At 68.5% G+C, this 21,398-nt stretch carries 26 protein-coding genes; 5 read left to right on the top strand and 21 right to left on the bottom strand.

Annotated elements, in window-relative coordinates:
* Nucleotides 1-5 precede the first annotated feature (5 nt).
* The 20 genes from O7627_RS37010 to O7627_RS36910 all read right to left on the bottom strand — a co-directional run bounded on the left by O7627_RS37010 (nt 6) and on the right by O7627_RS36910 (nt 16,839).
* Nucleotides 6-1,220, bottom strand: coding sequence for a DegT/DnrJ/EryC1/StrS family aminotransferase (locus O7627_RS37010; RefSeq protein ID WP_278098085.1), 1,215 nt, complete (start codon nt 1,218-1,220; stop codon nt 6-8).
* Complete coding sequence (locus O7627_RS37005) at nt 1,213-1,608, bottom strand: cupin domain-containing protein (RefSeq protein WP_278098084.1); 396 nt, start codon at nt 1,606-1,608, stop codon at nt 1,213-1,215. The genes O7627_RS37010 and O7627_RS37005 overlap by 8 nt, the downstream gene beginning before the upstream one ends.
* A complete protein-coding gene (locus O7627_RS37000) occupies nt 1,605-2,588 on the bottom strand; it encodes an aminoglycoside phosphotransferase family protein (RefSeq protein WP_278098083.1) in 984 nt (327 codons plus the stop codon). The genes O7627_RS37005 and O7627_RS37000 overlap by 4 nt, the downstream gene beginning before the upstream one ends.
* Nucleotides 2,585-3,538, bottom strand: coding sequence for a Gfo/Idh/MocA family oxidoreductase (locus O7627_RS36995; protein WP_278098082.1), 954 nt, complete (start codon nt 3,536-3,538; stop codon nt 2,585-2,587). The genes O7627_RS37000 and O7627_RS36995 overlap by 4 nt, the downstream gene beginning before the upstream one ends.
* A complete protein-coding gene (locus tag O7627_RS36990) occupies nt 3,538-4,167 on the bottom strand; it encodes a hypothetical protein (RefSeq protein WP_278098081.1) in 630 nt (209 codons plus the stop codon). The genes O7627_RS36995 and O7627_RS36990 overlap by 1 nt, the downstream gene beginning before the upstream one ends.
* The gene (locus O7627_RS36985; protein ID WP_278098080.1) at nt 4,164-5,522 is read right to left on the bottom strand and encodes a glycosyltransferase family 2 protein; all 1,359 of its coding nucleotides are present in this window, start codon (nt 5,520-5,522) and stop codon (nt 4,164-4,166) included. The genes O7627_RS36990 and O7627_RS36985 overlap by 4 nt, the downstream gene beginning before the upstream one ends.
* 191 nt (nt 5,523-5,713) lie before the next feature.
* Nucleotides 5,714-6,655 (bottom strand): glycosyltransferase family 8 protein, encoded by a 942-nt coding sequence (locus O7627_RS36980; RefSeq protein WP_278098562.1) that lies wholly within the window; start codon nt 6,653-6,655, stop codon nt 5,714-5,716.
* Between the two features lie 428 nt (nt 6,656-7,083).
* Nucleotides 7,084-7,461: a hypothetical protein gene (locus tag O7627_RS36975; RefSeq protein WP_278098079.1), complete on the bottom strand. Its 378-nt coding sequence runs from the start codon at nt 7,459-7,461 to the stop codon at nt 7,084-7,086.
* A 91-nt stretch (nt 7,462-7,552) separates the two neighbouring features.
* Nucleotides 7,553-8,494 carry a Scr1 family TA system antitoxin-like transcriptional regulator gene (locus O7627_RS36970; protein ID WP_278098078.1) on the bottom strand — a complete coding sequence of 314 codons (942 nt, stop codon included), beginning with the start codon at nt 8,492-8,494 and terminating at the stop codon, nt 7,553-7,555.
* The gene (locus tag O7627_RS36965; RefSeq protein ID WP_278098077.1) at nt 8,479-9,366 is read right to left on the bottom strand and encodes an endonuclease/exonuclease/phosphatase family protein; all 888 of its coding nucleotides are present in this window, start codon (nt 9,364-9,366) and stop codon (nt 8,479-8,481) included. Before O7627_RS36965 ends, O7627_RS36970 begins: the two co-directional genes overlap by 16 nt.
* Nucleotides 9,367-9,412: 46 nt before the next feature.
* A complete protein-coding gene (locus O7627_RS36960; RefSeq protein ID WP_278098076.1) occupies nt 9,413-10,030 on the bottom strand; it encodes a hypothetical protein in 618 nt (205 codons plus the stop codon).
* Entirely contained in the window at nt 10,027-10,905 is an 879-nt protein-coding gene (locus tag O7627_RS36955; protein ID WP_278098075.1) for a hypothetical protein, read from the bottom strand. The genes O7627_RS36960 and O7627_RS36955 overlap by 4 nt, the downstream gene beginning before the upstream one ends.
* Nucleotides 10,902-11,153: a hypothetical protein gene (locus O7627_RS36950; RefSeq protein ID WP_278098074.1), complete on the bottom strand. Its 252-nt coding sequence runs from the start codon at nt 11,151-11,153 to the stop codon at nt 10,902-10,904. Before O7627_RS36950 ends, O7627_RS36955 begins: the two co-directional genes overlap by 4 nt.
* Nucleotides 11,154-11,585: 432 nt before the next feature.
* Complete coding sequence (locus O7627_RS36945; protein WP_278098073.1) at nt 11,586-12,449, bottom strand: DUF5753 domain-containing protein; 864 nt, start codon at nt 12,447-12,449, stop codon at nt 11,586-11,588.
* Between the two features lie 512 nt (nt 12,450-12,961).
* Nucleotides 12,962-13,609, bottom strand: a complete 648-nt coding sequence (locus tag O7627_RS36935) for a TetR family transcriptional regulator (RefSeq protein WP_347404731.1) — start codon at nt 13,607-13,609, stop codon at nt 12,962-12,964.
* 177 nt (nt 13,610-13,786) lie between these two features.
* On the bottom strand, nt 13,787-14,239 hold the full coding sequence (locus O7627_RS36930) for an Imm1 family immunity protein (protein ID WP_278098071.1): 453 nt from the start codon (nt 14,237-14,239) through the stop codon (nt 13,787-13,789).
* The gene (locus O7627_RS36925) at nt 14,236-15,015 is read right to left on the bottom strand and encodes an ATP-binding cassette domain-containing protein (RefSeq protein WP_278098070.1); all 780 of its coding nucleotides are present in this window, start codon (nt 15,013-15,015) and stop codon (nt 14,236-14,238) included. The genes O7627_RS36930 and O7627_RS36925 overlap by 4 nt, the downstream gene beginning before the upstream one ends.
* 392 nt (nt 15,016-15,407) lie before the next feature.
* Nucleotides 15,408-15,761, bottom strand: coding sequence for a hypothetical protein (locus O7627_RS36920; protein WP_278098069.1), 354 nt, complete (start codon nt 15,759-15,761; stop codon nt 15,408-15,410).
* Nucleotides 15,762-16,344: 583 nt separating this feature from the next.
* Nucleotides 16,345-16,578: a hypothetical protein gene (locus O7627_RS36915; protein WP_278098068.1), complete on the bottom strand. Its 234-nt coding sequence runs from the start codon at nt 16,576-16,578 to the stop codon at nt 16,345-16,347.
* A 45-nt stretch (nt 16,579-16,623) separates the two neighbouring features.
* Nucleotides 16,624-16,839 (bottom strand): hypothetical protein, encoded by a 216-nt coding sequence (locus O7627_RS36910; protein WP_278098067.1) that lies wholly within the window; start codon nt 16,837-16,839, stop codon nt 16,624-16,626.
* Nucleotides 16,840-17,346: 507 nt separating this feature from the next.
* On the opposite strand from O7627_RS36910, the gene O7627_RS36905 reads away from it, so the two are divergent.
* Together O7627_RS36905 and O7627_RS36900 are read left to right on the top strand one after the other, a co-directional pair.
* Nucleotides 17,347-17,559: a hypothetical protein gene (locus tag O7627_RS36905; protein ID WP_278098066.1), complete on the top strand. Its 213-nt coding sequence runs from the start codon at nt 17,347-17,349 to the stop codon at nt 17,557-17,559.
* Nucleotides 17,560-17,562: 3 nt separating this feature from the next.
* The gene (locus O7627_RS36900) at nt 17,563-18,141 is read left to right on the top strand and encodes a GNAT family N-acetyltransferase (protein ID WP_278098065.1); all 579 of its coding nucleotides are present in this window, start codon (nt 17,563-17,565) and stop codon (nt 18,139-18,141) included.
* A 27-nt stretch (nt 18,142-18,168) separates the two neighbouring features.
* Here O7627_RS36900 and O7627_RS36895 read toward each other — a convergent pair whose 3' ends face one another.
* Complete coding sequence (locus tag O7627_RS36895) at nt 18,169-18,408, bottom strand: winged helix-turn-helix domain-containing protein (protein WP_278098064.1); 240 nt, start codon at nt 18,406-18,408, stop codon at nt 18,169-18,171.
* A 296-nt stretch (nt 18,409-18,704) separates the two neighbouring features.
* Between O7627_RS36895 and O7627_RS36890 the strand changes: the two genes are divergently transcribed.
* Genes O7627_RS36890 through O7627_RS36880 form a run of 3 tightly spaced genes read left to right on the top strand, consistent with a single transcriptional unit; the run spans nt 18,705 to nt 21,370 of the window.
* Nucleotides 18,705-19,733: an ABC transporter substrate-binding protein gene (locus tag O7627_RS36890; protein WP_278098063.1), complete on the top strand. Its 1,029-nt coding sequence runs from the start codon at nt 18,705-18,707 to the stop codon at nt 19,731-19,733.
* Between the two features lie 59 nt (nt 19,734-19,792).
* Nucleotides 19,793-20,536 carry an ABC transporter permease gene (locus O7627_RS36885; RefSeq protein ID WP_278098062.1) on the top strand — a complete coding sequence of 248 codons (744 nt, stop codon included), beginning with the start codon at nt 19,793-19,795 and terminating at the stop codon, nt 20,534-20,536.
* Nucleotides 20,537-20,578: 42 nt separating this feature from the next.
* On the top strand, nt 20,579-21,370 hold the full coding sequence (locus O7627_RS36880) for a class I SAM-dependent methyltransferase (protein WP_278098560.1): 792 nt from the start codon (nt 20,579-20,581) through the stop codon (nt 21,368-21,370).
* Nucleotides 21,371-21,398 lie beyond the last annotated feature (28 nt).

Here is a 21,398-nt window from a genome sequence, read left to right as displayed (position 1 = left end):
ATCGGTCAGTGGCTGGTGGTGACCCTGGCCAGTCCGTTGCCGACCTGTTCCATGTATTCGGGTGCGGAGACGGTGGGGACTTTGATCAGCAGGGTTTGCCGCCGGGCAAGGTGGTAGTTCGGGAACGCGTCCGGGTCCGGCGGGTTGTAGGGGCTGTGACGTAGATGCGGCCAGAAGTCCAGCAAGAGCGCGCGGTCGTGCAGGAGTGGGCTGCGTAGCCAGTCGGGGTAGTGTGGGCGGACCGGGATCCGCTCGGTTCGGCACGCGGCGAACAGCGCGGCCGGGTCGGCGACCGGATGGGCCACGGTCAGCGGCACCCGGTACCAGCCACGCGTCGAGCCGGATCCCAGGCCGGATACCGCGACCGGGGCGCCCAGGCGTGCCAGGACCTGACGAAGGACGGCCAGGTTCGTTTCGGCGGCTGCCGTACGCGCGGGGAGGGTGGATAGCTGTTCGTGGGCGATCACGGCGGACAGGGCCGGCATGCGAAGTTTGTAGGCCGCGCCCGTTGCTGCCAGCGGCAGCAGTTCGGGAAGGGTGAGTTCCGCGTCCAGCCGGTGGGGGTGGTGGCCGAGGGTCAGGGCACGTTCGTAGACGGCCCGGTCGTTGGTTGTGAGGATGCCGCCTTCGCCGCCGGAGACGTCCTTGTCGCCCTGCAAGCTGAAGCATCCAGCGGCGGACCAAGAGCCGACCGGGCGGCCGGCGTACCGGGCGCCGTGGGCGTGGGAGGCGTCCTCGACGATCGGTCTGGTGGTGGCCGCGCCGAGGGCGTCCATCCGGGCCGGTATCCCGAACGCGTGCGTGACCAGGACCGCCGAGTAGTTCGTGGCGGTGGTGACGGCGGCTGGATCCAGGTTGGGCGAGGTGGACTCGATGTCGCCGAAGATGGGGTAGCTGCCGGCGTGGAACGCCGCGAGGATCGCGGAGATCCAGTTCATCGGGGACATCAGCACGCCCGTGTCGGGAGTCACCCTGACGCCGTGGAGCGCGGCCATCAGTGATCCGGTGCCGGACCCGAAGGACAACACGTGCGTGGTGCGGGTGAACTTGGCGAAGGCGTCTTCCAGTTCGCCGATCGCGGCGCCTCGGCCGGTATCCGATAGCCGTCCGCTGCGTAGCAGCGCGAGAACCGCCCGTTCCGTGGCTGGCCCGTACCTCGGGCCCTTGGGGAACGGGATCGTCACCGTGGGCGTGCTGGCCGCGCGTCGGGTGCTACTCACCTGCGGCCCGCCGGGATGCCACGGGTACGAGGTGCTTGACGGCGAGGTCCGGGGTGCGGTGCAGGTGCGCTCCGGTAGATCCTGGCGGCAGCCCGACGGACACCCAGAAGACCCGCAGCTCATCGGCAACGTCGAGGATGTCGTGCTCCAGGCCGGGGGCGGTCCGGATGATGTCCCCGGCCGCTACCCGGTGGGTCGTGTCCCCGACCAGGACGGTGGCGCTGCCCGAGGCGATGAGCCAGAACTCCTCGAATTCGTGGTAGTGCCGGTCGAAGCGTCCGGTGCCGTCGGCGTGGATGAGGAACTGTCCGGCGGAGAAGACAGCGCAGCCATCGGGCCGGTTGGCGGCGGTCAAACGTTCGCGTTGGGACGTACGGATGAGGGTCATCGGTCACCCTTCACTGGTGATGCTGGCGGCATCAGTGTTGGAGCGTGGGCCGTCGCACGCGGTGTGGTCCGAGGGCGCCCAGCGGTCAGGTCGTGGAGGTCGGCGCGTAGTTGCCGCACCCGGAGTTGGGCGTTAGCGGTGTCCTGGTGGTCGAGGTGGTAGCGCAGGAGCGCAGCGGCGATGCGCAGCCGCAGCAGCGTCAGCGTGACTGCGGTGGCGGTGTCCCAATCTGGGCTGGCGTATCCGTGGATCAGGGCATCGGTCAGGGCAGGATGCTCGCGCAACGACCACCCGGCCACGTCGGCGAGAGGATGCCCGCCGCGAGCGCTTTCGAGGTCCACGACTCCAGTGATCTCGCCGTCAGCGGCGATGATGTGGGCTGCCTTCCAGTCCCCGTGCAGGAGTCGCGTCGGGGCGCCGCTGAGGCTGGCGGCGTGGTGCCGGATGACCTGGTGGACCCTGGTCAGCAACACCGTGAGGTCGTTGTCTGTTGCGTGGCCAATGCGGTGCGCGACGAGCCAGTCGTGCGGGGTTCCGCCATGCCCGTGCCCGGTCAGGTCGAGTTTGCCGAACCCGATCACCGGCACCGTGTGGATGCGACGCAGGAGACGGCCGGCTTCAACGGCCACCTCCACGTCCTTGCCTGCCGGGCGTGCGGTCGTGCTTCGTGCCGAAGCCAGCGGCCCACCTGGACAGCGGGTTTCGACAGCTACTCCCTCGGTGACGCCGAGGACGCGGGCGACCGGTACACGCGCGTTGCTGAGCGTCCGGCTGGCCCAGGCCGCGACCGCGTACCGGTCGGTGAGGCCACGACGGACCCTGACGACAAGGTCTTGATCGGCCACGGTGGTCACGTAAAGGGTGTTGTCCTCCCCTTGGTCCAGCTTCGACAGCAGCGGGTGGGGTTCGTTGATGCCCGCTGCCGCTAGAAGCCGGGCGACGGTCGGGCCGAGATCGGAAATCGCGGTAGGGGTGGTCATGGCTGGTCCGGGATCGCCGCAACGGGTACAACGTGACCAGCTACGGCCGAGGCGAGAGCGGCGTCGAGCATCGCGATCGAGCGCAGCGTGGTCGTCGGCCAGGCGGTCGGCTCGACCTGGTGCAAGGCGTCAACCAGGTGCGTTACGCCACGCCGGTGTGCGCTCGCACCCGAGATGGCCCGGCCCTGTGGCGGCTGTGGTTCCTCCCACCGGGCGGCGTAGGACGCCCCGTCGATCCGCCAGACGCCGTTGGCGGGGGTTCGTAGACCGGGGCCGAGGTAACCGCCTCGGTAACTGACCAGGGATCCATCGCCGAAGCCGATGGTGATGTTGGTGATCGCGGCGTGCGCGCCAAGCACCGGGATGGGCGTCTCGACGCAGTGCGCCCACGTCGCAGGAGCGGTGATGATCTCCTGTGTCTGATCGAACGCGTGGACGGCGAGATCAGTGGTGACGGGAAGCCGTTGAGTGGCGCGGAATCCGGGATTGCGCAGCTCCACGCAGACGTCCACGGCTATCACGAACGGCGGTCGACCTTCTGCCCGCACCAACTCGCAGAACCGGGCGAACCGTGGATCGTTCCCCCGGTTGCGCATCACCAGCAGTCGTCGGCCGGTCCGGTCGGCGAGTCGAACTAGGTCCCCGGCGTCGGTGAGACTGGTCGCCAGAGGTTTCTCGGTTAGAACGTGCAGCCCGGCTGTCAGCGCCGCGCGGGACACCGTGGCGTGCAGGTCGGGTGGGGTGAGGTTCACCGCCACCTCCACGCCTTCGACCAGGGCCTGATCGAGGGTAGGTACGACGGCCGCGTCGAGATCGTGCTGCTCGGCCAGGGCGCGGGCCCTGCCCGCGCCGGGGTCGACGAGCGCCGCGACGGTCAGGCGGGAGTCAGCGACGATGGCTCGCATCCAGCGGGGTGCGATGGCACCGCAGCCGACGACCACGACTCTCATCACGGCCTACCGGAGCCGCTGTGGCCGTTGAGGGTGGACGCTGCCGGTCTCGCTCCGCCGATGGCGGCCATCGCCTGCTCCGCGAGGTCGTCAAGTGGTGCTGTGGCATCGAGCGGCATGCACAGTGGTGCCATCGGGCTGTGGAAGTAGCCGTTGAAGTGTTCGGTGAACTCGGGGTGGTACAAGATCTGGGGCATGCCCCGGCGGCGGGCGGCGCGCTCGGCGAGCACGCCGGGACTCGCGCGCAGCAGGAGCGTCACATCGGGCACGACGATCGGGTGTTGGAGCACGAGCGCCCTGGCTGCGGTGTCACAGTCGAAGCCGCGGAGGCGGCCGATGGCGTGGGCGTGAGCGAGGAGGGTGTCAACGGTGCGGTCGAGGATCACGAGGTGCCCCTGACGCTGTGCGTTCAGGGCCCTGTCCCGCCGCACAGTTTCGAGTTGCAGGAGCATCAGGAGGTTGGACATCTGCTCGTAGGCGGTCGGGCTGTCCGGCCGTGGAAGGCGTCCCGGGTCCGGCGCGGTGTGGTAGTAGCAATCGACGACCGCCGTACCGGGACACCTGGCCGCAAGCGCTGTGGCCAGGGACGTCTTGCCGACGCAGCTGACCCCTTCCAATCCGACGATCATGATGTTGTCTCCTTCGGCGCGCTCCGGTGATGAGTCTTCGGGGCGAAGTCCGTGGGCAGACCGTGGGTCGCGGCGCGGACGAGGGCGGTGACCGGCCCAATGCTGGTGAGCAGATAGGCGGCCAGCAGGCCGGCGCTGTCGCGGGTCTGCTCGGCGATGCCCGGCGTGCGGCCCTCGGCGGCGGCCAGCATCCGCACCGGTGTCACGCAGCCCAGCCACAGCCCGGCGCCGGCCACGGCACGCACCACCGCCGGAGATCTGCCTGCCACGAGCACGGCACACGTCGCCGTGACCGGGCTGGCCATCAGCCACGCCGCACCCCGGTAAATACCCACTCCGAGGGCGGCGATCCGGTCGGCCGCGCCGCCGTGGCCGCCGTCCCGCGCCGCCCGCATGCAGGCCAGGTAGTCGAGGTAGCTGCCGAACCAGCGGGCCTGCGTGGCGACCAGATCGGTGATTCGATCCGGTGCGGCGGCCGTGGTGGTGAACGGCAAGACGTCGACAGGTACGCCCTCGACGGTGAGGCGGTAACCGAACGGCAGGTCGTCCAGCACGCTGAACTCCGGCAGCCCGCCGACCTCTCGATAAACATCCAGCCGGACCAGTAGCCCGTGACCGACGGTCTGCGCCAGCCCTCGGGCCAGCGCGTCCAGTGGCGCAAGCCCGGTCCGGTGGCGGGTGGCCCACCCGTAGCGGCGCAACGAGGGGATCTCCCGCCGTAAGGTCCACAGGGTCTGGAGCCGAGCGGCGCCTCGGCAGATCGAGCGCTGCCAACCGGCGCCTGGGTCTTCGCTGATCCAGAAGCGGGCCGACTGCTGCACCACAGCGGGTGGAGATCCGCCGGCTCGCGATCTCCGGTCGATCCATTCCACGGTCTGCCGCAGCAGCGTCACGGTCGGCCGGGAATCGACATCGTAAACAGCGACGTAGTCGCCGGCCGCGCCGTCGAGCTGGGCGACGGCATAGTTGACCTGAGCCGCTTTACGACCCTGCCCGGGATAGTGCACATGCCGAATCCTCAGGCCCTCGTACTGAGGTGCGGCCATCTGCGCGGCAACGACATCACAGGTCAGCCGTACCCGGCCGAGGATGCTCTCCACCTCTGGCCGGCGAAGCACCCCACCGGGTGCGCGTCTTCGGGCCGCGTTGAGTTCCCGCAGCGAGGTAGGCGACAGCTGAGGGAACTGTCGCGCGGAGATGGCGCCGGCATGTCGCCCCAGGAGCCGTTGGACGAGCAGGTCACGCTCACGCGCCTCCCGCTCGGTCGTCACGATCGTCAGCGTGGTTCCGGGTAGTTCCAGCAGCGAGGTGAACCACCGCACCGCCGAGGCGACATGCGCTTGCTCACGCAGCAACGGCACGACGATGTGAATCGTCGTTGCGGCCACAGCGTCAACCGCCGGAGCCGATCGTACGGCTGCGGTAGACGCGGGGAGGTCGACGAAACGCAACGACCGCCGAAGGTTCCACGCCCCGACAGCGTGGCGGGCAAGCAGGCCGGTGGCGATCCAGAACGCCGGACTCCTCGCGATCCTGCCACCCGGGCTCACCGCAGGACCCGTTCGCGAGCAGGGTCAAGGAACCTGCGGTACAGGTCACGCATCGGCCCCGCTGGATAGCCGCTCGACCACGGCTTGAGCGGACCGCCAAAATGCAGTACCGCAGCGTCGCGCTCGTCTCCGAGGAGCGTGGCGAGCGGCATCACCGGCTCGGCGTTGGCGTGCGTGAACCCAGGCAAACCGACCAGCGGCGAGATCACGAAGGTGTTCCAGCGTCGCTCCAACCGAGTCCATCGGTCGTCCGCGGCGACATTCAACGCGTCCTGATCCCACAGCCGAGCCTCACCGGGGTACGTGCGGAGGAATCGGGTCGCCGCCGGGAACAGACACTGACGTCGGCACAACTCCAGGTCGAGCAACAACACGCCGGAGTTGAAGTACTCGCGACCGCGAGGAACCCCAATCCGTTCCCATCCCGGCAGCGCGATTCCCACCCCGACGATCGGGTTCTGCGGGTCTCGAACAGCCCCCATTCCCAATCCTCCTAGTGGCTGCGACAGAAGAGGACGGATGTCGCGTAGGACCAGAACGTCTGCATCCAAGTAGAGGACTCTAGGCTCGTCGAGGATCGTGTCCGCGATGGCGAGGCGCAAGTACACGGCGTCGCTGATCCAGCCGGACACAGGGTATGCGGCATCGGCACCTGTGACCCGTCGGAACTCCAACGTCAACCCGACCTCGTCCGCCGTATAACCGATCATCTTCTGAGACGCCGAATCCAGACCACCATGCAGCACGATGATCCGCAAAGCTTCGGTAGTCTCGCTCTCGACTGCGGCCAGCGACCTCATCAACGCGGTTAATGGGAGTGCGTACCGATGGTCGACACCACAGACGATGGGTGGCAGGCTCCGGCTGGGACCAGGCACCCCCGAGGTGCCGGCTGTGGTACGCAAACTCGCGACTCGTCCGTCAGCGCGGGGTAACATGGCGAATTCACCTCCTGGCATCAATCCTGCTTACATTGCGAAGAGTTGCGCCCCTACGACTCCGGTAATGCAAGGGCGGAACCTTTAGCCGGATTTCGCAGAATCAATCCCCCGCCTTCCGCTCGCGCCTTGCCTGATTCCGGCTATGGTGAATGACACCTGATCAGGGCTTCAGGGGCCAGTCAGCCTTCTACCGGCCAGCTTCTGTCGACGGGTTGCCATACAGCTACCAATGTCCATGCCCGGTCAGGTGTTCTCTGACAGGCCGGGCCTGTCCCTGCAGCTCCAGATCGGCCCTCATTGTCAGGGAGTTGGCAGCGGTTTCGTATGCGGCGGGTATGAGCACCCTGCCTGGCGCAACTCAGATGGAACGACATCCGTGGTTTTCGAGGGCTCGGGTCCGTGAGGCAATGGGGCGTCAATCGGTTTTACGTGATCAGGTTGAACTCGCGGCGCGATCTCGACGGCCCGGGTGGTCGGGGTCGGCCGAGCGGTTGTCGATGTTCGCTTGCTGGTGTCCGTCGGACCGCGTCGGCGATCCAGATGATGGACACGGTGCTGTGGATGAGCAGGACGAGGAGGGTCGAGTGACCAGGGTTGATGAGACCGGGTATCGGGATCAGAAGGGCGGCGGCGAGCCACAGCAGCGTGACCACCGCCGTGCCGATGGCGCCGATGGGTGCCGGTGCCAGGTCGGTCGGCCCGGCGGCCAGTAGCGCGACGCCGGGCAGGCAGAACAGTGGGGGCACGAGCCCGCCGAGGATCAGGTTGGTGCGGGTGACGCGCGGCGAGGGTGTGCGGGTCATGGATCGTAGGTGTCCTGTCGGGTTAGGTGGTGCCGGCGCGATCGAGTGGGCACGGTGACGAAGGTCGTGTCTGCCGGTGCATTTCGCGGGGTTATCGGGTGCGTTCTCGGATGTCGTGGAGTCGGCTGAGGGCCTGGCGGTGGGTGAGGTCGGCGAAGGCGGTCCGGTAGTGGTTGACGGTGCGGGGGGTGTCGGTGAGCGCGTCGCCGGCGGCGGTGTTGTCGCGGTAGACGAGGTCGGGGTCTCGTGGGTCGTCGAACTCGACCAGTTCGAACGGGCCGGTTCGGCCGTGTCGGGGGTGGTCGGTTGGGATGAGGGTGAGGTCGATGCGGGCGGCGCGGATCAGGATGGTGAGGTGGTCGAGTTGTTGGCGGATGACGCGGGGGTGGTGGACGGCTGGCCGGAGTAGCGCCTGTTCGGTGACGGCTATGCGGAGCGGGCGGCCGGTGTCCAGGACTGTTCGTTGGCGCCGTTGCTGGGAGCGGACTCGGGCGTTGATGTCGTCGCGGCTGAGGTGGTGACCGGCGGTGGCTTGGATGATCGTCCGGGCGTACGCGTCGGTCTGCGCGAGGGCGGGCAGGTGGCGGGGGTGGTAGCACAGGATCCGTGTCGCGTCGGTCTCGTAGCTGAGCATCTCCCGGTATGGGCGGGGGTGGATGTGCCGGTAGGTGTCGGTCCAGTGCGGCGTTTGGGCCAGCCGGGCCAGGGCGGTGAGTTGGTCGACCTCGTCGCCGGTAGGGGCCTGGTAGCAGGTGAGCAGGCGCCCGAGCAGGTCGGGTAGTAGGCCACGCTCGCCCCGCTCGATGGCGGGCAGCAGGTCGGGCGGCAGCCCGAGGTCGCGGCTGACCGTCGTGGTGGACAGGCCACGGCGCAGGCGCAGGTCCCGCACGCTCGTGCGTAGCCGTCGGCGGGCGACCGCCCGACCGACCACCGCGATGCCCATTCCGCCGCTGCCGGAGATGCCGCCGACCGGCCCGGCTCTGGTGGTGCGGACGACGTTGTGGTTGCCGGGGCCGTTCATCGGCTCGCCCACGCTGGCGGTCGGTATCGGACGGCGTACAAGAGGTGGTCGGAAGCGGCGCGGGCGGTCCGGTTGTCATGCACACCGTGGTCTTCCAGCACCCCGACGGGGGCGGGGCCGGGCCGCAGGAGGATCCGGTCGATGCGGCGGTGGCCGTTGCGGTCCGACGGCCAGTGGCCGGTGGTCGCCTGAAGCCTCCCGCCGTTTTCGGGGATGGCGGTGTCGAGGAACCCGGCGGTCTCCAGGATCCGGCCCGGCCGCCGGTCGGTGTCGTCCGGCGGGTGCTCGCGGCCGGGTGTCGGCTGCGGGCCGTCGGACCGGCCGGCGTGATCGGAGGCGCCCCGAGGGTCGGCGCAGACGGCAGGGTTGTTGAAATCGCCGCCGAGCCAGATCTCGTGCCGCTGCCCTCGCGAGTGCCCGGTTAGGGCGTCGACGATGAACTCGGCCTCGGCGGGCCGCCGGTCGCGGCCAGCGGCGGGTGGGGCGTGGTAGCTGGCGGCGACCAGCCGGTGCCCACCGATGTCGAGGGTCACCACGGCCAGGGCGTGCCAGAGCGGGGTGCCGCTGACCGCGAGCCAGGAGGCGGGGACCGGGTTGATCCCGGGTTTCCACAGGATGCCCAGGCCGAGGCGGTCGTGCCCACCGGGCACCGCGGCCCACCGGCCGTCGTCGAGGTCGCCGCGCATCCCCGTCGCGGCGGCCAGCTGGGCCAGCCCGTCGGCGGCGTCGCGCCAGGTGCCGCCAGGGATCTCCTGCACCATCAGGATATGCGGCCCGACGTCGCGGATGACGTGCTCGACCTGTTCCCACCGGTGGTGATCCGTCTCGCCTGCGCGGCGGTAGTCCTTCACGTTGTAGGTGGCGATGGTGATCTGGTCGGTCACCGGGGGTGAGTCCTTCCTATTTGGCGCAGTGGGCGGTCGCTACCGCTCACGACGCACCCTTCGAATGCCGGTCGGATGGGTCCGGCCGGTTCCAGACGGCGAGGTGGGCGTCGGCGATGCCCAGCAACCGGTCGGCGACGGTGACGAGGTCGGTCGCCCGACCCGGATCGCGGCCGGGCAGGCCGCTATCGGTGTGGTCGAGGACGGCGGTGACATCGTCACGGGCGTCGGCGATGTGAGCGCGGACGATGGCGATGCCGGCTGCCAGGCCGGGCTCGACGACGGGTGCGGTATCGGCCGCCGGCCGTCGGCGGCGGCCCACCAGCGCGGCGGCTAGGAGTCCAGCGGCCACGGCTGGAGCGAGGATCATGATGATCGGATGGCCGGTCCAGGACGCGGCGACGATGGCGACGGCGGCGGTGTTGCCCACGATCCGGTCGGGCAGCAGATGCCGAAAACGTGGCCTGCGGTGGAGGAGGTGGGCGGCGTCGGTGAGGAGACCGGCCGCCCGATACAGGGCGTTGGCCAGCTCACCGCCGGGTACCGGATGGTGGTCCAGGATCCGGATCGTGTGCTGATAGGCGCGGTGTGCGGCGGTCGCGGCGGTGCCGGCATATTTGGCCGCCGTCCTGGTATCGCGCCGTCGACGCAGCGCGGCCGTCATCGGAGTCGACCTGTGTGCAGTGTTGCCTGTTGCCCGGGGCCACGGTGTCGCTGGGAGACGACCAGGATGTACTCGATCACCGTAGGTGGGCCGACGGGCAGGAACGGGTGCGCCCCCGTGAGCTGCTGCTCGGCGGTGAGCAGCCGTCCGGTGTCGGGGTGCAGGATCAGCCGGTGTCGAATCGGTGGCGCGTCCAGCACGACGCCGAGCCCGGACCGGCCGAGCCGGTCGGTGGCCCGGTGCTGGTAGGTCAACCCTTCGGTGTCGGCGAGGATGCGCAGCGCGGCGGCTGTGTCGGCGGGGCCGAGGTGTGCCCGAGTGTGCACGAAGACGAAGTCGTTCAACGGTTGGGCCGGGTCGGGACTGACCAAGTCCGGCCGCGGCGGTTCCGGGAGGCTGCCGGGGCAGGGCCACGGTTGGGTACAGCCGCCGGTGAGCGCGCCGGGAGGGAAGGTCGCCACCGTCCACGGTCTCCTGCCGAACTCCGCGTCGAGGCTGCGGTGGGTGGGGCGGGCGGAGGCAAGGGTGGGATCGGGATCGTTGTGGCGGCTCATGATCCACCCGGATCCGTCGGGTGCGGTCCACCGTTGCTCCTCGACGGCAACGCTGATCGGCTGGTCCGGGTGGGTCGATGGCCAGCCGGTGGTGGTCACCGACCAGCGGCGGAGAAGATGCACGCCGTACCCGCCGGCGATCACCTCGTCAGCTCCGGCCGCTTCCTCGCCGACAGGGTGGAGGCGGTCGGCGAGGGCAAGCAACGGGTCAGCCGGCGGGAGCCGCGACGGCGAGGTGGAGTCGGTGATGGTTGCGGTGAGGGCGGCCAGGACCAGTACGGCGGCGGTAACCTGCCGGCCCCTCGGGCATGGGCTGGTCATTGCTTTCGAGCCACCGCGGCGTAGAGGACTGGTCGCGTCGTAGAAAGGCCTGTGTGGAGTGGCAGGTGGGTGCGCGCGCTGGTCATGCAGAGGTAATGCTGGCGGGCGTCCCCGCCACCGACGATCAGCGGCGCGACGTCATGGTTCGACGGCTGGTCACCGGTGGCGGCAGGCGCGGGCGCCGCGCCGGTGAGGAGGACGAGCGTCGAGATCCTCGCGAGCGTGATCAGCTTGATGGTTCTGTTCAAGGGGTGGGTGATCCTTCCCGGTTTCCTGGGCGGCCTGCCCGGGGCAACGTCCCGCCGTTGGTCGCGGCGGGGTCAGGGTGGGGGTCGCTGGCGTCGGCCGGCGTGGACGGGGTGCGGGCGTGGCGTCCGTAGCTGGCTCGGCCGGTCAGGAATCCGCCGGCCGGTAGCACCGTTCGGGATTGGCGAGGCGATCCCGCCGGTTGAGGCGGTGGGGATGCTTGCTGACACGCCGATGAATTGCGGGAGCGGGCGTGGTGTTCGCCGCTGGCAGGAGCGGCGGCTGCGGGTGGGCGTCGCTGGGTTGGCCCGGGGTTGTCGGGGTGCTGCTGGCCGGTCATGGTGGTCACCAGGCTTCGGAACTGGCTCGGTCTTGATCGCGTCTCCAGCCGCAATCCGGTGGATAGGGGGCCGGAGGTTGGTAGGCGGGAACCATCAGGCGCCCCGGATCTCGGCCAGTCGGACGACCGCCTGCTGACCGCTGATGCCGTGTGCGCGCAGGTCGATGAACGCCGTCTGGTACTTCTCGACGATGTTCGGGAGGTCGCTGAGCGCGCTGTCGTGGGGGGCGTCGTCGCGGTAGACGAGGTCGGGATCCTGTACGGAGTGGAATCGCAGGGCGACGAACGGGCCGAGTCCGGTGTACAGGTCGCAGGCGGCGGGGATGAGGGTGAGGTCGACCCGGGACCGCTCGGCGACGCTGGCCAGGTGATCGAGTTGCGTTGTCAGGATGGTGTGGTCGTCGCTGACCGGACGCAGCAGCGCCAGCTCGGTGAGCACGATCTGGATGACCTGGATGGGCCGGTCGGCACCCAGGATGGCGTGTTGGCGGCGCATCCGCGCTCTCACCCGGGCCTCGACTTCGCGGTGGGTCATCGAGTGCGGGGCGGTGGCCTGGATGAGGGCTCGGGCGTACGCCTCGGTCTGCAGAAGACCCGGCACGACCCGAGGGTGGAAGCAGCGCAGGCTCGTGGCGTCGTCTTCGTAGCTGAGGAAGTCGCGGAACGACCGCGAGTAGAACTGCCAGTAGGCGTCGGACCAATGCCGCTTGCGGGCGAGCCGCTGCAGCTCGACAAGCCGTTCGACCTGGTCGTCGTCAACGATGTGGTAGTGGGCGAGCAGGCTCCGCAGGGCGCCGAGCCCGATACCGAACTCGCCCTGCTCGATACCAGGCAGCCGCGGTGCCGGCCAGCCCAGAGCTTGCCCCACCACGTCGGCGGACAGGCCCTGGTCGAGACGGATGTCCCGCAGCGCGGTGCGCAGGCGTCGGCGCGCGGTCGCGGGACCAGGCCCGGTCACCGTGCCTCCCCGGTTCCGTGAGCGGTCCCGCCTACCGTGCGGGGACGGTGTGCCTGTATCGACTCGGCCCAACCGCGTCTGGGGCACGGGTACGGGCTGCTTCTGCCCTCGGCACGGCATTGCGCGCACGCGCCGTCGCCAGTCGAGGTGTGCAAGGCCAGAACGGCGGCAGCGCTGGCCGCAAGGCAGGCCGGCGACTCCACCACCACCGGCGCGCAGGCCGGTAGTGCGCGTAACAGGACAGCGGTCCTCACGGGGTACTCCCTTCTTGTGGCGTGCTGCGGTGCCGTCTTGTCAGGTCGTGGGGGGGTGCCCGCCCGCCGGCCGTGCCCGGGGGACGCAATCCCGGTGTGGCCGGCGGGCGGGCGGGGCGGCAGCGCTGCAACGCCCCCGCCCCTCGGTGGTCCCCGCCGAACCCTCAACGGCCGGCACCACCGGGCTTGTCCCACACCGACGCCGACGCGGGTCGTGAACCGCTTCCCGCAACGGCCATTCGGCGAGGCCGCGGGCCCTCATCGGGCGTCGCCGCCGCAGGTAGCTGTTGCCTGTTGCCTGAATGGCTGGCTTCGACCATCAGGGACGGGCGGAGGTGCTCCACCGTCGGGTCCGCCGGCCGGTACGGGTGTGGCGAGGTACCGCTGCAGGTACCGGCGGACCAGCACCTTGGCCTCGGCCAAGACTTCGGGGTCGCCGTCGGAGTTGTGCCGGAACGCCAACATGATCAGGGAATCGGACGCCACCACCGCGATCCGCAACGCGAACCGCACACGTTCGTCGTCGATCCCGTACTGCTCCACAATCACCCGACTGACCTGGTCACCAAGGTGGTCCCGTTCCTCGGTGAGCAGGTCCACGTCGTCCACGTCAGCGCGCAGCAGTGCCCGGCACCCCGGTGTGTCTCGGTGCATGGCGATGTACTCGTCGAGGGCGGCTTCGGCCCCGTCCCACCAGTGGGCGGGCGCCGACGCGAAGAACCGGTCGTTGAGCCGTTCCAGGTACCTCTGGCTGTTGCGGCGGCGCGCCGCCCGCACGACCGCCCGCACGTCGCTGAAGAACCGGTAGACCGCGCCGACGGAGAACCTGGCCCGGTGGGCGATCACGGTGGTGTTCAGCCCGTCGTAGCCGACCTCGTCGACCAGCGCGACGCAGGCGTCGAGAATCCTGTGCATGCTGTGGAAACTGCGGTCCTGGGTCGGCGTGCGCCGCAGCGGGCCGCTGGCTGGGGTTGAGGAACGCGATCGGCTCATGGAGGGGCAGTCACTTCCAGCGTGATGGGGTTGGTGGGATGCGGGTCCGTCCCCGAAGGACGGCGCCGGTCGCCCACGGCGAGTAGGTGATCACCATGTCGTTGCCTGCTGCCAGGCGACGGTGGCCGGCCGCCGGCCGCCGCCGGCGCAGAACTCGTTCAGGGCACGGCGAATGTGCGCGAGGGGTACGGCAGCGTCAGCCGGATACCGGCTCGCGCTGTCGATGTCCCGGTACAGCACCACCCCAGGCGGCACCGGGCCGACTGCCCGGGTGACCCATGGCCCCGGGCAGCCGTCGGCGGGATCACCGAAGTAGGACATGGCGCCAACCCCGCAGCTGGGACGCAGGTCGAGTTTGAGGCCATGGTCGGGGATGCCGGCCGGGCCGATCCGGGGCCGCTCCCGGATAAAGACGGTGGGATTGTGCAGCAGCGGCGCCGCGGCCAGGAGACGTGCGAAGGCGGCATCGACCTCCGCCGCGCTACGCGCGAGGATCGGCCCGCGGTCGTTGCCGGCCTGCAACCCGAACTCGACGCTCCTCACCGCTGCTCCCGGCATAGACGGAGGTGATCGATGGCCGGGTCGGCTTCGACGTCGGCAGGTGTTCCGCTGGCCTGGCGTCGGCCGTCGCGCAGAATCGTGACCCAGTCGACGACGCCGAGCAGCCGGGTGTCGTGACCGGTCAGCAGCACGGCCGTGCTCGTCGGCAAACCGTCCAGCAACCTGCCGAGACAGCGCAGGTCGCGGTCGGTCAGACCGGCCGCCGGGTCATCGAGCAACAACAGATCCGGACGGCCGGCCACCGCGACCGCGACATCGAGCAGCCGCTGCTGCCCCAACCCCAGCCAGCCGGCGGGCTCGTCCGCGTGCCCGGCGAGGCCGATCTGGTCGAGCAGCCGTAGCCCCGAGGCGAGCTGACCGACGGCCGGGTCCTGCTCGCCGAGCAGGACGTTGTCCAGACAGCTCCACGAACGGACGAGAGACAGCTTGTGGTGGGTGCGGCCAAGCCACCGGGCACGCCGGGTTACCGGCTGGTCGGTGACGTCTTCACCGGCCCAGCAGATCCGCCCACCCGTCGGGTGTCTCGTACCGTGAACCAGGTCGAGCAGCAACGTCGTGCCCGCCCCCGCCGGACCGAGAACGGCGTGCCGCTCGCCTGGCGGCACACACAACGCGTGCACAACCAACTCCGGACCCCGCCGGCGGGCGACCGTCAGGTTGATGACAGCCAACCCCTGAGGCAGCGCAGCCAGCAACCGCGCCGGATCCTGCGGCGGTATCTGCGGTCCGGGCCGCTGGCTGGCCACAGCGCCCGTCACGTCCCGGGTTCGTGGTCGCGTGCCACATTGCCGACCAGACCGGCACCGGAGCCTCTTGCATGCGTCTGCGCCAGGATTGTCTTCAGGGCGTTGGCCATCAACTCGGCCTGAGCGAGACGCACGTAGTACGACTGGCGACCGTCCGAGTCACCCAACTCCAACCGGACGAAGTCGTTCGGATGCGGGTCCTCAACGAACCGAACGACCTGGACAACCGCCTCGGTCACATTCGGGCCGGGCGTCGGGCTGCAGGAGTATCGACGCCCCCGATGAGTCGGCGGCGCAGACGCAGGGTGGTACTCGACCGGACCGGTGGCAGTGCACTCGGCCAGATCACACCACGGCGGATGGCCCAGGCTGCCGCCTGATGCCGCTGGGGGTGTGCCCACGGGTTAGCCCTCCTGAGCGGGTCGACTGGCTGCAACGGAATCGGTGTGCGGCGGCTGGGTGTTGCGCAGGCGGACAGGCAGGGACGGGTCGGCGACCGCGCGGTCGAGGTCCTCGTCGCGCTCGGTGCGGGGCATCACGTGACGCGGAAGCAGTGAGTCGACGCCCGTCCCACCGCCCGGCCAGCGGAAGGTCACCAGCACCGCGAGGTTCGAGCCGGCGTCCACAACACCCGGCCGCCACTGTCGGTCGAATGGCGCCCACGCCCACACCGGATCGTCTCGGTGGTACGTAGCTGCGTTCGCGATCTCGTCAGGATGGCGTTGATTCGGTTCGATGGCAGGAACTCGGGCGGGCATCATCCCTCCTCGCGCTGTGTTGCTAGGTAATCGAAGTAGTGTCGCGGTGTTGTCCGTCCGCTTGGGTGCGCTGGAGCTGGTCACCGATAGGTGCGGTCGTTGGTGCCGGCATGGGTGGTCGATTGCCGCCATCGGCCTGTGCGATGTCGGAGTGTTGGCTGCTGTGACCCCATCCGTCGTCGGCCTCCTGTTCTGGGGCTCGGGACATCGATCTGCAGGCCATGCAACAGTGAGTGAGTGGTGAGTCACAGGGCGACTTGCCTTGTTGACTCGACATATTGCTTGGCGGGACGGCATAGGGGCAGCACAATGGCCCTACGAACCAAGTCCAGTACCGTCACCTTCATGTTGACGAAACGTTCAGGACGGACCGAGCGGGCTGATGGGAAGCCAACGTTACCGAGAGTGTCAGGGATGCCGTGGGCGTCTCAGTGTCTACAACAACTCGAACACGTGTGCGACGTGCGAAAAGATCGGTCCGTCTGCCTTGATTCCTCCCGCCATCTGGCAACGCCCTCAAATGCGAGAGGCGCTCAGGGAGCACGACTTTGGCACGGTGTCCCGGCTACTGCAAGAGTGGACGTCACTGACTCAGAGGCAGATCGCTGGGATGGTTGGCCTGGACCAGCCAGCGCTGAGCAGAATAGAGCACCGAAAGCAGACGGTCAGGTTCATTGGAGTCTTTTTTCGCTTCGTGGAGGGCCTCGGGATACCGCTGGGACTTGTCGTTCCGGACAGCCTTCGAGTCGACGGAGAGTCCGGTGATCAAGTGAAGCGCCGACAGATTCTTGCTGGCACCATTGGCGCTGCGACTCAAGCGATGTCAACTCTCGGACAGGAGCCGGCCGAGCGAGTTGCAGGTCTACTCGACCGCATCGAGGGCCAGGATGCTGCACACCGACCTCGAATCGGGGTGAGTGATGTAGCCGACCTTCGCGCGATAATAGATGACCTGTACAGCCTTGACGCCCGCCTTGGCGGTGATCGTCTTTGGCGTTTTGCTGATGCCCAGCTTCGTATGATTGAGAAGATGGTCGAGGGCGGCGTCTACGGCGACTCCATCGGCCAGGATCTTCAACGAATGATGGGTGAACTTAAGACGTCAATTGGCTGGTACTCCTTTGACGCTAGTTTGCCGAGGCAAGCACACCGCCATCTGACCGAAGCGCTAAACCTCGCGTACATGACCGAGGACCATGGCCTGATTTCTCGCACTCTCGCAAATATGTCACGACAGGCTGTTCAACAACGAAGGTACCGCGAGGCCGTCCTGCTAGCTCAAAGAGGACGCGAGAACACTGGCCGCTGGGTCAGTCCAAGGGTACGGGCGCTACTGGCGATTCGCGAGGCTCATGGATGGGCTGGGCTCGGTGAAGTACAGTCGTGCGAGCGTGCGATCGATCGGGCGCGGACAGAGTTCGAGAAGGGGGTTAGCGGTGACGACCCTGTATGGATCTCGTTCTTCAACAAAGCTGAGCTGTCATGTCTCGACGGAATGTGCCGATCTGACCTCGGTCAGCATCAAAGGGCGGACGAGCTACTCCGATTGTCTGCAAGACTGCATACCGAGGGGTTTCGGCGGAACATGGGGATCGGACTCGTCAGCCTATCTAGAAACTCACTGCGCCGTAAAGACCTACGTCAGTGCGCCGAGGATGTCACCCAGGCGGTGAAGGTTGCCGGTGAAATCACATCCTCCCGGGTTCGAAACGAGTTGAAGTCGCTACGGCGTGAACTGGACCCACTCGTTGCCTCCGTCGCGATTCGCCGCGCCGTCGAACAAATCGATGCGATCTGAATCATGCCGTACAACCGACGCGCAGAAGAAGCGCTCGCGCGCTGGGACAGCTCAGCGGCCCGCAAACATCGCGACGCCCTGTTGGACCTGTACGCTGACGTGTACTCGGTCGCACCCTACGCTGACGACCCGTTTTTCTCGTTAACGGCATATGGTCGTCGCCTCGACGGCGCTATGGCCATGCCTGGTTTCGAAATTGTGGCATCCGTTGTAGGACAAACAGTGTTAGGCTCATGTCATGGCGTGACCCTCGACCCGGCGATTCCCTGGTGGCAAGAGATTGTTCCGTCGTTGTCAGCCGATCATGCGAAGGCAGCCGATTCGGGAAGTGTGTTCTGGCTCCGTGAGCTGATGGTTCGACAACCCCTCAGGGGACGCGGACTTGGACACGAGCTACATGACGAACTCTGCCGACTTCGCACTGAGGAATACGTCGCACTTACTGTCATCGTGGACAACGAGCCTGCTCAGAGCGCCTATCTGCAATGGGGATATCGAATCGTAGGTACCATCCGGCATGCGCCAACAAGCCCCGTCTACTACGCGATGATACGAAACAGAATCCATAACGCGGCCGAATAGACGCCTCGGGTCCGTTGATCTACAGGGTCAGTCCGGCGCTTGGTTGACGTACACGCCGCGTCCTTGGTGTCCTTGTAGGACGCCGCGTTCCTGCAACCTGGCGAGTGCCTGCCGAACGGTGGGGGCTGAGCACTGGTACTGCTCGACGAGCTGCGCTGTGGAGGGAACACGGTCTCCGGGCTTCAGTTCGCCGCTGGCGATGTCGGCTTCGATGGCGCGCATGATCCGGCGGTAGACGGGTTCGGCCGGCTGGGACGGTGTCGACATGAAGGGCTCCTTGCGTAGGCGTGCCCATCGCACCACGCCCTGACCTGCGTTGACAAGTATGCATAGCAACGGATGTTGACTTGGCTTACTTAGCAATCTAGGTTCTGGTGCTAGTCGAGGCACCGCCTTGCGTAGGAACGAGCCCGGCGCCTCGGCCGCAGCCCGCCTCCCTCCGCACCTTCGGCGTCCCCCGTCGCCGAACCGCTCGGCCCCGGGGGGAGGCGGGTGCGCAGACGCAACCGTGTCCCGCAGTAGCCCTCAGCTTGTATTTCTAAGTTTTCTAAGTGAGGTGTGTGATGACGATGGTGATCAGCCGCAGACGGCTGCTGGCCGGCGGGGCGGCGGCCCTGGTGGGAACGGTGTCCGCGGCGGCTTGCGCCGGTGGTGAGCGGAGTCGCCCCGGTTCGGCGGTGGAAAAGGTCACCGTGCTGACGGGGGCCGGGATTCAGGGTCGGGAGGCGCCGATCTTCGTCGCGCAGGCGGAAGGCTGGTTCCGGGACGAGGGGATCGACGTGCAGGTGCTGCCGGGTAAGGGCAGTACGGAGAACCTGCGGCTGTTGGCCGGCGGAGAGGTGGTCTTCGCGACGGTGGATGTCAACGCCGCGATGATCGAGTACAGCAAGCCCGGCGGTATCTCGGACGTCGTCCTGACGTCGGTGCTGCATCAGCGCAACCTCGCCTGCTTCGTTGCGTTGCGCAGCAGCGGCATCAATCGGCCCAGTGATCTGGCGGGCCGGCGGCTCAGCTACGTCCCCGGTGGCATCAACCACGTGCTGTTCCCGACGTACGCCCGGCTGGCCGGTTTCGACCACTCGACGATCGAGTGGGTCAGCAACCCGGTCCCGGCGCAACACGCGGCGCTGCTCGCCGCCGGCAAGGTGGACGCGGCCAGCCAGTTCGTGCCGGCAGTTGACTCGGTGCGGCAGCTCGCCGGACAGGAGATCACCGTCCTGCCGTTCGCAGACTGGATCGGTGACCTCCACGGCTCCGCGATCGCGGTGACCACCACCACCGCCCGGGAGAAGCCGGACCTGGTACGGCGGTTCAACCGGGCGCTGCTGCGCGGGCTGCGTCACGCGGTGGACCAGCCCGACCTGGCGGGGCAGATCTACGCCGCCCAGGATGAGACCCAGGGCCAGCAGGCCGCCACGGCGACCTCGGAGCTGCAGGGCCTGCGCGGCTACGTCGAGCCGCTCGGCGACTACCCGTTCGGGCATTTCGACGAGGGTCGGGTCGCCCGCAACATCGCCATCCTCCAGGGCGCGGGTGCGATCCGGCCGGGGCTGATGCCGCAGGACATCGTCGCTTTCGACCTGGCCGAATAGGCGGCCGGCGCCCGATGTTTGGTCTCACCCCTGACACCCCTGGTCGAGCGCGGGCCGCAATGTCGGCCTCGGCGGCGCCGATCCTCGGGGCGGCCGGTCTGGTCGCCGCCTGGTGGGTTGCCGTCGAGGCACTCGACGTCGCGCCGTACCTCGCGCCGTCGCCACCCGCGGTCGTCGAAGCCCTCGCCGGCCAGCCCGGCTACCTGCTGCGCAACGCCGCCGACACCCTCGCCACCGCGACGGCCGGCTACGCACTGGCAGTCGCCACGGCCGTGGCGGTCGGGATCGTCCTGGCGATCTCCCACCGTCTGGAACGCGCCATGACGCCGCTGCTGCTCGTGCTCGGCACGATCCCGAAACCCGCCGTGGTGCCGCTCCTGATCGTCACCCTGGGGTTCGGGTCAGGGCCGAAGATCGTCCTGGTCTGGATGATGTGCTTCTTCCCGATCGCCCTGGCCACGAAGAGCGGGCTCAGGTCCACACCGGCGGAGCTGGTCGAGCTGGCGTGTTCGCTGACCGCCTCCCGCTGGCAACTGTTCCTCAAGATCCGGGTGCCGGCGGCGTTGCCGCAGATCTTCGCCGGGCTGCGGATCGCGCTCCCGCTGGCCCTCATCGGAGCCGTCGTCGCGGAGTTGTTCGGCGGAATCAGCGGCCTCGGCGTCGTCATCCAGACCGCCGGCACCCGCGCGGACCTCGCCTGGGCGGCCGTTGTCCTCCTCGCCGGCGCGAGCACCGTCCTGTACTACCTCCTCACCGCCGGCTGCCACGCCGCAGCTCCCTGGATTCGCCACACCACCGCCTAAGCCCATTCCCCACCTCGGACCTCGGAGAAGGCACCCGTGTCGATGACCTACCTGTTCCACGACGCCGACCAGACCGAACGCGAGCGCACCCTGATGATGCGCGCCCTCGCCGGCATGTACGACCCGTTCAGCCGCCAACAACTACGCAGCCTCGCCCTCCCCGCCAACGCCCGATGCCTGGTCGTCGCCGTCGGCGCCAGCACCATCGCGTCCACCCTTGCCGAAATGGCCCCCGCCGGGGAGGTCATCGCGACCGACATCGACCTGGACCCGTGCCACACCGACCGCCGGGTCCAGCTGATCCACCACAACATCGTCACCGACCCGCTACCCGGCGGCGGCCCCTACCACCTCGTCCACGTCCGGCTCCTGCTCGGGCACCTTCCCCAACGCCACGACGTCCTCGCGACCCTGGCCGACGCCCTCGCCCCCGGCGGTGTCCTGATCATCGAGGAATTCGAGCCGACGTGGCGTACCAGCGTGCTGACCGCACCGGACCTCGACGAAGCCGACCGGCTGTTCACCGCCTACCACGACGCCTTCCACTCCGCCCTGACCGCATCGCGCAACGACCCCACCTGGGGCCGCCGCGTCCACCACGCCATGCGCAACCTCGGCCTCGACACCACGACCACCGGTCACACCGCCACCTGGACCGGCGGCAGTCACGGCTGCCTCCTACCCCACGCCGCCGCCGCCGTTCTCCGCCGCAAACTCATCAACGCCGGCATGCCGCCCGCCGACATCGACGCCTTCCGCGACCTGCTCACCAACCCCGAACTAGCCGTCAAAGGCAACCTCGCGCTGTCCACCATCGGCCGGCGCCCCCACTGAACTTCGCCCCCCACCCACCGACGTCCCG

Origin of the sequence: Solwaraspora sp. WMMD1047 (genome assembly GCF_029626155.1) — a bacterium.
Lineage (GTDB): Bacteria > Actinomycetota > Actinomycetes > Mycobacteriales > Micromonosporaceae > WMMD1047.
Note: the sequence above shows the minus strand (reverse complement) of the source record. Positions and strands in the feature narration are given on the sequence as shown.

Coding starts and splice junctions, on each gene's coding strand:
- O7627_RS36895 (WP_278098064.1), bottom strand. CDS start 18,408: ATGTCGACACCGTCCCAGCCGGCCGAACCCGTCTACCGCCGGATCATG.
- O7627_RS36905 (WP_278098066.1), top strand. CDS start 17,347: ATGGGGATCGGACTCGTCAGCCTATCTAGAAACTCACTGCGCCGTAAA.
- O7627_RS36955 (WP_278098075.1), bottom strand. CDS start 10,905: ATGACCAGCCCATGCCCGAGGGGCCGGCAGGTTACCGCCGCCGTACTG.
- O7627_RS36885 (WP_278098062.1), top strand. CDS start 19,793: ATGTCGGCCTCGGCGGCGCCGATCCTCGGGGCGGCCGGTCTGGTCGCC.
- O7627_RS36920 (WP_278098069.1), bottom strand. CDS start 15,761: ATGCCCGCCCGAGTTCCTGCCATCGAACCGAATCAACGCCATCCTGAC.
- O7627_RS36890 (WP_278098063.1), top strand. CDS start 18,705: ATGACGATGGTGATCAGCCGCAGACGGCTGCTGGCCGGCGGGGCGGCG.
- O7627_RS36995 (WP_278098082.1), bottom strand. CDS start 3,538: ATGAGAGTCGTGGTCGTCGGCTGCGGTGCCATCGCACCCCGCTGGATG.
- O7627_RS36990 (WP_278098081.1), bottom strand. CDS start 4,167: ATGATCGTCGGATTGGAAGGGGTCAGCTGCGTCGGCAAGACGTCCCTG.
- O7627_RS36980 (WP_278098562.1), bottom strand. CDS start 6,655: ATGTTACCCCGCGCTGACGGACGAGTCGCGAGTTTGCGTACCACAGCC.
- O7627_RS37000 (WP_278098083.1), bottom strand. CDS start 2,588: ATGACCACCCCTACCGCGATTTCCGATCTCGGCCCGACCGTCGCCCGG.
- O7627_RS36960 (WP_278098076.1), bottom strand. CDS start 10,030: ATGACGGCCGCGCTGCGTCGACGGCGCGATACCAGGACGGCGGCCAAA.
- O7627_RS36975 (WP_278098079.1), bottom strand. CDS start 7,461: ATGACCCGCACACCCTCGCCGCGCGTCACCCGCACCAACCTGATCCTC.
- O7627_RS36900 (WP_278098065.1), top strand. CDS start 17,563: ATGCCGTACAACCGACGCGCAGAAGAAGCGCTCGCGCGCTGGGACAGC.
- O7627_RS37005 (WP_278098084.1), bottom strand. CDS start 1,608: ATGACCCTCATCCGTACGTCCCAACGCGAACGTTTGACCGCCGCCAAC.
- O7627_RS36880 (WP_278098560.1), top strand. CDS start 20,579: ATGACCTACCTGTTCCACGACGCCGACCAGACCGAACGCGAGCGCACC.